5 protein-coding genes are annotated in these 9,166 nt (G+C 74.5%); 1 reads left to right on the forward strand and 4 read right to left on the reverse strand.

Annotation, left to right across the window (positions count from 1 at the left end; translation table 11 throughout):
• The 4 genes from HCN52_RS17905 to HCN52_RS17920 all read right to left on the reverse strand — a co-directional run.
• Positions 1–5,196, reverse strand: a 5,196-nt coding sequence (locus tag HCN52_RS17905; RefSeq protein ID WP_168089462.1) for a type I polyketide synthase, incomplete at its 3' end; no start/stop codon positions are given.
• A gap of 559 nt (positions 5,197–5,755) precedes the next feature.
• Complete coding sequence (locus HCN52_RS17910; protein WP_168089463.1) at positions 5,756–6,016, reverse strand: hypothetical protein; 261 nt, start codon at positions 6,014–6,016, stop codon at positions 5,756–5,758.
• Positions 6,017–6,230: 214 nt separating this feature from the next.
• On the reverse strand, positions 6,231–6,881 hold the full coding sequence (locus HCN52_RS17915; protein WP_312876756.1) for a GmrSD restriction endonuclease domain-containing protein: 651 nt from the start codon (positions 6,879–6,881) through the stop codon (positions 6,231–6,233).
• Positions 6,882–7,159: 278 nt separating this feature from the next.
• Positions 7,160–7,762 (reverse strand): RDD family protein, encoded by a 603-nt coding sequence (locus HCN52_RS17920; protein ID WP_168089464.1) that lies wholly within the window; start codon positions 7,760–7,762, stop codon positions 7,160–7,162.
• A gap of 296 nt (positions 7,763–8,058) precedes the next feature.
• Here HCN52_RS17920 and HCN52_RS17925 point away from each other — a divergent pair, with 296 nt between their 5' ends.
• Entirely contained in the window at positions 8,059–8,922 is an 864-nt protein-coding gene (locus tag HCN52_RS17925) for a bifunctional methylenetetrahydrofolate dehydrogenase/methenyltetrahydrofolate cyclohydrolase (protein WP_168089465.1), read from the forward strand.
• Positions 8,923–9,166: the final 244 nt, after the last annotated feature.

A 9,166-nucleotide genomic window follows, 5' to 3' on the forward strand; every position in this document is an offset into this window, starting at 1 on the left:
GCCCGGTGAGCCGGCGGTGGGCGCTCCCGCCGGACGCGGCGCCGCGGGCGGCTCGGGGGCGACCGGAGCTGCGGGCGCCGGAAGCTGGTCGGCTATCGCGCGCGCCAGCTTCTCCGGCGTGTCGGAGTCGCCGAACAGGTCCCGTACCGGCACCCGTACGTCGAACTCGGTGGCCAGGTCGCGGGCGGCGGCCATCATCGACAGCGAGTCCGCCCCCTGCTCCAGGAAGGTGCGCTCGGTGTCGACCTCCTCGGCGGTCGCGCCCAGGCGCTTCCCGACGACCTCGCGGACCCGGCTCAGCACGGCGCCGGCCTGCTCCGCGGCCACGGTGGCGGCGACCTCCGCGACGGAGACCGGCTCGACCGCGGCGGCGGTGCTGCCGGACGTCCCGGCGGTACCCGCCGGTGCGTCGGCGTCGGCGTCGGCGTCGGCCCGTTCGGTCGTGGTGCTCGCGGGCTGCGCCGGGTCCTCGAACCGGGTTCGGCGCAGCGGATGTGCGGGGAGGGGCACGCGGCGTCCTTCGGGGGTGAGTTCGGTCCAGTCGGGGTCGACGCCCTGCTCGTAGAGGGTGGCGACCGCGGGCCGCACGGCGTCGCCGTCCGGTGTCGCGAGAGTGGGGGTCCAGCGACTGTCCGGCAGGGCCCGGCGGCCGATGCCGCACAGGACGCGACCCGGGCCCAGCTCCAGGAAGTCGGTGGTGTCGGAGGCCGCCACCGTTGCCAGCGAACCGGCGAACTCCACCGCCCGCCGGGCCTGCGCGACCAGGTAGTCGCCGTCCGGGACGGTCCCGACCGGGTGCCGTACCGCGTCGGCGGTGGTGACCAGCGGCAGGCGCAGCGGGTGCAGTTCGACGCGGTCGACGGCCGCCCGCAGTCCGTCCAGCGCCTCGTCCATCAGCGCGGTGTGGAAGGCACGGTCCACGGCGAGCGCCCGCCAGGTGACCCCCTCGGCGTCGAGGACGGCCCCGGCGGCGGCCACCGTGTCGGCGGCGCCGGCCAGCACGTGGTGGCCGGGCGCGTTGGCCGCGGCGACCTCGAGGCCGCACCGGGCGGCGAGTTCGGCGGAGCGCGCGGCGTCCGCGACCACCGCCACCATGCCGCCGGGCGCGGTGGCCTGCATCAACCGCCCGCGTTCGGCGGTCAACCGCACCCCGTCCTCCAGGGAGAGGGCGCCGGCCGTGTGCAGCGCGGCGTACTCGCCCACGCTGTGACCGAGCACCACGGCCGGGTGGACGCCGATCCCCTGCCAGACGGCCGCCTGGGCGACCTGGAGCGAGAACAGCGCCACCTGCGCGGTGGCCGTGGGCCAGGGCTCGCCGGCGTCGGCGGCCTCCACCGGGGCGCACAACCGCTCCAGCAGCCCGCCGGCCTCGGGCGCGCAGGCGCGGAACAGCGCCTCGCACCGGTCGAGCACCGCCCGGGCACGCGGGAAGTCCGCGTACAGCCGCGCGGCGGAGCCGGGGCGGATGTCGCCCTGGCCGCTGAAGGCGAAGGCGAGCGGTCCGGCGGTCGCGCGCTCGGCGATCCGGTCCGACTCCCGCAGCGCGGCCACCAGTTCGGCGGTGGTGCGGCCCGTGACGGCGCGCCGGTGGCTCAGGTGCCGTCGGCCCAGGGCCAGCGTCCGGACCACGTCCGCCGCAGGGGGCGCCGAGGCGCCGTCGAGGTGGTCGGCCACACGGGTGACCAGCTCCGCGAGGGTGGCGGCGTCGGAGGCCGAGAGCGGCAGCACCACGGGGGTGTCCGCCGTGCCCCGCGGCTCGCCGTCGGTCGGCGGCGCCTCCTGAAGCACCACGTGCGCGTTGGTCCCGCCGACGCCGAGCGCGCTCACGCCCGCCCGCAGCGGTCCGCCGTCCGGCGACACCCAGGGGCGCAGCTCGGTGGCCGGCCGGAACGGTCCGCCCGACCAGTCCATGTCCGGGTGCGGACGGGCGAGGTTGACGGTGGGCACCAGCTCGCGGTGGCGCAGCATCAGCACCGTCTTGATCAGCCCCGCCATCCCGGCGCAGGTGTCCAGGTGTCCGACGTTGCCCTTCACCGACCCCAGCGCGCAGCGGTCGGCGCCGGCCGGGCGGTCGCCCAGCGCCCGGGTCAGCGCCCGGAACTCCACCGGGTCGCCCACGGCGGTACCGGTGCCGTGCGCCTCCACGTAGGAGATGGTGTTCGCGGCCACCCCCGCGCGGCGCAGCGCCGCGCTCACGACGTCGGCGTGGCCGCCGACGGAAGGCGCGGTGAAACCGGCCTTCGCGCCACCGTCGTTGTTGACGGCGGTGCCCGCGATCACGGCGTGGACGGTGTCGCCGTCGGCCAGCGCGCGGTCCAGCGGCTTCAGCAGGACGGCGGCGACGCCGTTCCCGCCGACGGTTCCGTCGGCGTCGGCGTCGAACGGCCGGCAGCGGCCGCTGCCCGAGAGGATCGAACCCGGCTCGTACCGGTAGCCGGCCTCCTGCGGCAGCCGGACGGCCGCGGCACCGGCCAGCGCCAGGTCGGCGTCGCCGGCCAGCAGCGCCTGCACGGCGAGGTGGACGGCGACCAGCGAGGTGGAGCAGGCCGTCTGCACCCCGATCGCGGGGCCGGTGAGGTTGAGCCGGTGCGCCACCCGGGTGGCGACGAAGTCCGGCAGGCCGCCGGTCGCGGCGTGCACCGCCGCGGTGCCGTCGTCGTGCCGGGCGCCGGTGCCCTGCGTGTCCTGGTGGCCGTAGAGGTGCATCCCCGAGCCGGCGTAGACCCCGATGCGGCGGTCGGCCGCGGTCCCGGCGTAGCCGCCGTGCTCCAGCGCCAGGTAGCAGGTCTCCAGGAACAAGCGGTGTGCCGGGTCGATGAGTCGGGCCTCGGCGCGGCTGATGCCGAAGAAGCCCGCGTCGAAGGCGTCGACGTCGTCCAGCACGCCTGCGACGGGGCGCAGTGCCGGGTCGGCGTCGGCGGTGCCACCGAAGTCGCTGACGCTGTCGCGGCCCTCCCGCAGGTTCGCCCAGAACCGGTCGATGTCGGGGGCGCCGGGGAACCGTGCCGAGATGCCGATGATCGCGATGCGGCCGTCGGTCGGTGCGTTCCCGCCGGGGCCGTGCGGTGGCGCGGTGGCGGGAGACGGCGCGGTCGCCGCCCGCGCGACGCGGTCGGCGAGGTGGCGGGTGAGGTCGGCGACGGTGGGGTGCTCGTAGAACGCCGCGGCGGCGACCGTGGTGCCGAGGTCGCGTTCGAGCGAGGCCCGCACCCGTGCGAGGGCGACGGAGGTGAGGCCGAGGTCGAAGAACGCGACGTCGTCGGCGACCTGTTCGCCCGTGGCCGTGGCCACCGCGGCGCGTACGGCGCTCAGCACGGCGCCCTCGGCCGCGGCGCGGTCGGCGTCGCCGGGGGCCTCGGTGGCGGCTGCGGGGGTTGCGGGGGCTGCGGGGGCGTCCGGCAGCGGGCCGGTGGCGCCGGCTGCGGTGGCGGCGGTGGCCGCCTCGACGGTCGGGACGGAGTGGACGGGTTCGGCGTCGCCGCCGATCATCCGCGCGAGCTGGTCGCGGCGGACCTTGCCGCTCTTGGTCCGGGGGAAGTCGGCCTCGGGCACGGCCACCACCCGCACGTCGGAGAGGCGCAGCCGCCGGAACACCGCCGCCCGCACCTCCCGCGCGGTGGCCGCGTCGCTGTCGGGGTCGCCGGTGGCGGAGGCGAACCCGATGAACAGCCGCTCGCTGCCGGACTCGGCGTCCGGGATGCCGCAGGCCCCGACCGTCCCCGGAACGATGCCCGCGGCCGCGGTGGCGGCGTCCTCGATCTCGTGGCAGGTGTAGTTGTGGCCGTTGAGGATCAGTACGTCCTTGGAGCGGCCGGTGATGAACAGTTCGCCGTCGGCGAGGAACGCGAGGTCCCCGGTGTCCAGCCAGCCGTCGGCCGTCAGGGCCGCCTCGGTCGCGGCGGGGTTGTTGGCGTAGCCGGTGGTGATGCGCACCGACGCGACCTGGAGGCGGCCGATGCGCCGTTCGGTCAGCAGCCGGTCGGCGGTGTCGACGACGCGCAGCGCGGACTCGGCGGCCGGCGGCCCGACACCGACGAAGGTCACGGTCTCGTGGTCCGGAGCGGTCGGGTCCGCCCAGACCAGTTCGCCGTCCAGGCTGCCGCGGACGACGCGGCGCACCCCGGTCGGCGAGGCGAACCGTCCCCAGGTGATGGCGGTGGTCGTCTCCGCCATGCCCCAGGCCGGACGGAACGTTTCTTCTCCCACGCCGAACGGGGCGACCGCTTCGAGGAACTCCCTCGCGGCCTCCGGCTTGATCTGCTCCCCGCCGCACAGCAGGGTGTGCACGGCCGAGAGGTCCCAGGTGCGTTCCGGCGCCGCGGCCAGTTCCCGGCTCACCAGGCGGTAGCCGAACATCGGGGCCCAGCTGTGCCGCACCCGGTACTCGGCGAGCAGGTCCAGCCAGCGCAGCGGGCCGGCCAGCACCAGCTCGGTCGGGGCGTGGACGTTGGTGTTGCCCTGGAACACCGGCATCAGGTGGTAGATGAGGAACGCCCCGCTGTGGTCCACCGGGAGCCAGTTCAGCGTGACGTCGCCGGCACCGACCTCCAGCTCGTCCGCCGTCGACGCGGCGAACAGCGCGAGGGCGCGGTGCGTCAGCTGCGCCGCCTTGGGCGCTCCGGTGCTGCCGGAGGAGAGCATCAGCAGCGCCACGTCGTCGGGCTCGGGCCGGTGGTCCGCCGCGGCGGCCGGTCCGTCGGCCAGTTCGGCGACATCGGCGGCGACCGGGCCGTCCTGGCGGGCGAGGACGGCGGCCCCGGCGGCGTCCGTGACCACCAGCGGTTCGTCCAGCAGCCGCCAGGTGTGCGCCAGCCGGTCGGGGACGGGGCCCGTGGTGTCCGGGTCCTGGGTCTCCACCAGGGCGGCGGGACGGATGCCGCCGAGCAGGCAGGCCCAGAAGGCGGTGAAGTGGTCCGCCAGCGACAGGCCTTGCAGGATCACGTCGTCACCCGCGGCCACGCCGCGGCGGTGCAGGCCGCCGAGGACGCGAAGCGCGCGCTCCAGCAGCTCCGGGTAGTCGAGCCGGGTGGCGGTCCCGTCGGCGGCGAGGGTGACCACACCGTTGGTAGGAGCGGTCCGGGCTGCCCGCAGGAGGGCGGCCACGGCGTCGCGCGGGTCGTCGGGACCCGGTCGCAGCGGCGGTCCCTGACTCAACGCGGGCGGGGTGGGCGTCGGCACGTTCGGAAGGCCTTTCACCAGGCGGATGCTGTGCGATATTCCGGCTTCCCGGCCCCGCACGGGAATGGGCACTTTATAGACGCGCCCGTACGGTGTGCGCAAGGTCCGGCCGAAACGCCGCCGCTGAGCGACCGAGACAGCTTCAGCCTACAGCTGACTTACGGTCATTGCCGTTGTCACCTGTGTGTTCGCGGGACTCCGCGGTGCTGCACGGGCCGTGTCGTTACGCCTGCGGACCGTGTGCGGTGGCTGGTGGTCGTGTTTCCCTGATGTTTCCTCGGCTTTATCCGAGCCCGTGAGGAATACCTCCCCGGGAAGATCTGCTACGCCGTCGGATTACGGCCAGTGAATTGCCGGTGTGATATCGCGCGAGCGCGCGAAGTCCCGGCGGACGTCCGACGGGTGCCGCGCGGTTGTCGCTGCTGCGGCCCGGTGCTGCGGGCGGTCGCTCGGCGACATGCCGGGGTCGGGGGTTGGGCTCGGCGGTGGGTCGCAGCAGTCACCGGTACGAGGGACGCGGTCGGCCGCCGACGGGCCCTCGAACGGGGGGCGCGCCGGCGGCCGGAAGGGGCGTCGCTCAGGGCTGCGGGCGGTGCAGCATGCTGATCAGAACCTCGTGCAGCACCTCGTGGTCGCGGGTGTCGTGCAGCGTGAACGGGCCGCCCTGGATCGTGTACCACTCGTCGGCACCGTCGTACCGCACCTTCAGCGTCAGGGTGCCGTCCGGGGAGGCATCGGTGAGCAGTTCGAGATCGCCGCTGATCACGCCCACCTCGTCGGTCATGAGTCCGCCGCGAGGGGCCTTGAAAACGGTGGTGCGTTCGGTGGATTCGCTCATGAGGGGCATCTCACCACATGCGGACGGGGCATTCGCGGCAGTCGACACCGGGGCGCACGCCGGTGTCGGCGGATCGGCGGGGGGAGTGCGCACCGCACGCCGGGCGTGCTCGCGCCTCCCGCTGCGCGGCGCACGGCGACGGCCCGTCCGCCGGGTGGGCGGACGGGCCGTCGGTGGTGCGGTGGAGTGCTGAGGTCGGCGGTCGGGAGTCCGGTCAGCAGTAGGTGGTGAGCGCCGACTGCAACGCGGACTTCTCGGCCGAGTCGGCCGTGAGGTCGTAGGCGTGCTTCACCCTGATCCACATGCGCGTGTAGGTGCAGCGGTACTCGGTCCGCGGCATCCAGTCGGCCGGATCCTGGTCGCCCTTGGAGCTGTTGGACGAGGAGCTGGCGACGATCAGCTGCGGCCAGTACAGGTCGTTGGCGAAGTCGGCGCGACGCTGCTGGCTCCAGCTGTTGGCGCCGGAGCGCCAGGCCTCGGCGAGCGGGACGACATGGTCGATCGTCGCCTGGGAGACCGTCGACGTGGTGGTGTTGTCGTACTGGCTGTACCAGCTGCCGGAAGTGGGCTGGCAGTTGGAGCCGACCTGCACGTTGGAGCCGTCACGCTGGAGGACGGTCTGCCGGGCGGTGCAGCCGCCGCTGGAGCGCCAGTGGGGGAACTCGCTGCGGGAGTAGCCGGCCATCGACCCCTCGGGGGCCACGCGCAGCTGGTTCAGCTCGGACTGGGCGGTGGCGGCGGAGGGGATGCGGGGCGGGGCCGCCGTGGCGGCGGAGCCGAGCAGCGGGACCAGCAGCGCCGCCACGCAGGCGATGACGGCTGCCGCCAGCCAGCGGGTGCGGCGGGTGGTGGGGGGACGGAGCACGGAGCGCCTCCTGGCGGTAAGTGGGGGTTACCTGGGGAGAATCACCGAGCAATGTAGCAGGTGCATGTCAATCTGCTACGCGGGTTGATGAACGCCCGTGGACTTCACGGCGCCACTCGGAGCGGGCGAGCGGACACGCGACCCTGGCGTGCGCCGCGTCCCCGACGGGCGTTGCGCCGCACGCAGTTGGGTCGGCGTACGAGCCAACGGCGGCGGGGCCGCGCCGTGTTGTCCACGGTGCGGCCCCGTCGGCCTGCGGTGCGAGAGGTGGTCCGCCGTCAGATCTTCCGCACCACGACGGTGCCGACGATCTTGTCCGCGAAGGTCTGCTTCTTGGCGTCCCACAGCGGCCACAGGAAGCCGAGGAAGCAGGGGAGGGCGTTGACGATGTGCAGGAGGACGCGGGCGATGCCTATGCCGGCACCCACCGGCTTGCCCGTGCTCTCCTTGAGAACCTCGATGCTGACGGCCTTCTTGCCGGGCGTCTGGCCGGTGGTGCCGGTCAGGTAACCCCAGAGGACCAGCGCGGCGATGCTGAGCAGCGCGCCGAGGTAGTAGAGCGCGCCAGGGTCCTCGCCCACGGCGCTCGGCCCACCGGCGACCATCAGGATCACGGGGATGCTGTAGAAGATGATGTAGTCGAGGATGTAGGCGACCACGCGGGAGAACCAGCCGGCGTAGGCGTTGGGGACCACGCCGCCGTGGTGGCCGCCCTGCTGGGGGTAGCCGGGGTAGCCGCCGGGCTGGCCCTGCTGGGGGTAGCCGGGGTAACCGCCGGGCTGGCCCTGCTGCGGGTAACCGGGCTGCCCCTGCTGGCCGTACGGGTTCTGGCCCTGGCCGTAGGGGTTCTGCTCGTTGCCCGGCTGAGGCGGGTAGCTCATGTGGGTGTTCCTTCTGCCATCGAGTGAGCGGTACGTCCCTCCGACGGGTCGCCTGACGCGCACTGCGGCATCCCCCCGGACGGTCACGGGGATCATATGACCGTCATCCTGGACGTTCCGGGAGGCGGCCCGCACTGTGTCAAAGCTGCAACCTGGGCGGTCCGCCGCCGCGCTCCGTTGCTGGTTGCGTACGGTGCGTTCCGGGCGGTGGCCCGTTGGTTCACCCCCGTCACAGCGCGGCGGCTCCCGGGGAGCCGATTGGAGCCGGAGGGCCGCCATCCGCAAGGATGACCCCCATGAGTGCCCAGATTCTCGACGGCAAGGCCACCGCGGCCGCCATCAAGTCCGACCTGACCGCACGTGTCGCCGCCCTGCGCCTCCAGGGGATCACCCCCGGACTCGGCACCCTGCTGGTGGGCGACGACCCCGGCAGCCAGAAGTACGTCGCGGGCAAGCACCGCGACTGCGCGGCCGTCGGGATCGCCTCCATCCAGCGGGAGTTGCCCGGCACCGCCACCCAGGAGGAGATCGAGGCCGTCGTCCGCGAGCTCAACGCGGACCCCGCCTGCACCGGCTACATCGTCCAGCTGCCGCTGCCCCGCGGCATCGACACCAACCGGGTGCTGGAACTCATGGACCCGGCGAAGGACGCCGACGGGCTCCACCCGGTCAGCCTGGGCCGCCTGGTGCTCAACGAGCCCGCGCCGCTGCCCTGCACCCCCAACGGCATCATCCGGCTGCTGCGTCAGTACGGGGTCGAACTCGCCGGTGCCGAGGTCGTCGTCGTCGGCCGCGGCACCACCGTGGGCCGGACCCTGCCCCTGCTGCTGACCCGCCGCAGCGAGAACGCGACCGTGACCCAGTGCCACACCGGTACCCGTGACCTGGGTGCCCAGCTGCGCCGCGCCGACATCGTCGTCGCCGCCGCCGGTGTCGGCCACCTGATCAAGCCCGAGGACATCAAGCCGGGCGCGGCCGTGCTCGACGTCGGCGTGAGCCGCGACGAGAACGGCAGGATCGTCGGCGACGTGCACCCCGGCGTGGCCGAGGTCGCCGGGTGGGTCTCCCCGAACCCCGGCGGTGTCGGCCCGATGACGCGGGCGCTGCTGCTGGAGAACGTGGTGCTGGCGGCCGAGCGCGAGGCGGAGCGCGCGGCATGAGCGAGCGCGAGCCGGCCGACGGCCCGTCCGCCGGCTCCGCCGCACCCGCTGGTCCCCGGGGCGGCCGCCCCGGCCTCGGCCGCCCGATATCGGGCCCGGCCGACCCCGCGACCCCACCGGTGCAGCGCTCCACGCCGCCCGTGCAGCGCCCGACGGCGCCCGCACCCGCGGGAACCGGTCGATCCACCTCGGTCCCCGCCGGGCCGGCGCCCGTTTCCGCGGTACCGGCCGCCCGGCCGGACGC

The organism is Streptomyces bohaiensis, assembly GCF_012033785.1.
Taxonomy (GTDB): domain Bacteria; phylum Actinomycetota; class Actinomycetes; order Streptomycetales; family Streptomycetaceae; genus Streptomyces; species Streptomyces bohaiensis.

Excerpts from the sequence above, each read along its gene's own strand:
- HCN52_RS17910 (WP_168089463.1), bottom strand. The coding sequence starts at position 6,016 with ATGAGCGAATCCACCGAACGCACCACCGTTTTCAAGGCCCCTCGCGGC.
- HCN52_RS17920 (WP_168089464.1), bottom strand. The coding sequence starts at position 7,762 with ATGAGCTACCCGCCTCAGCCGGGCAACGAGCAGAACCCCTACGGCCAG.
- HCN52_RS17925 (WP_168089465.1), top strand. The coding sequence starts at position 8,059 with ATGAGTGCCCAGATTCTCGACGGCAAGGCCACCGCGGCCGCCATCAAG.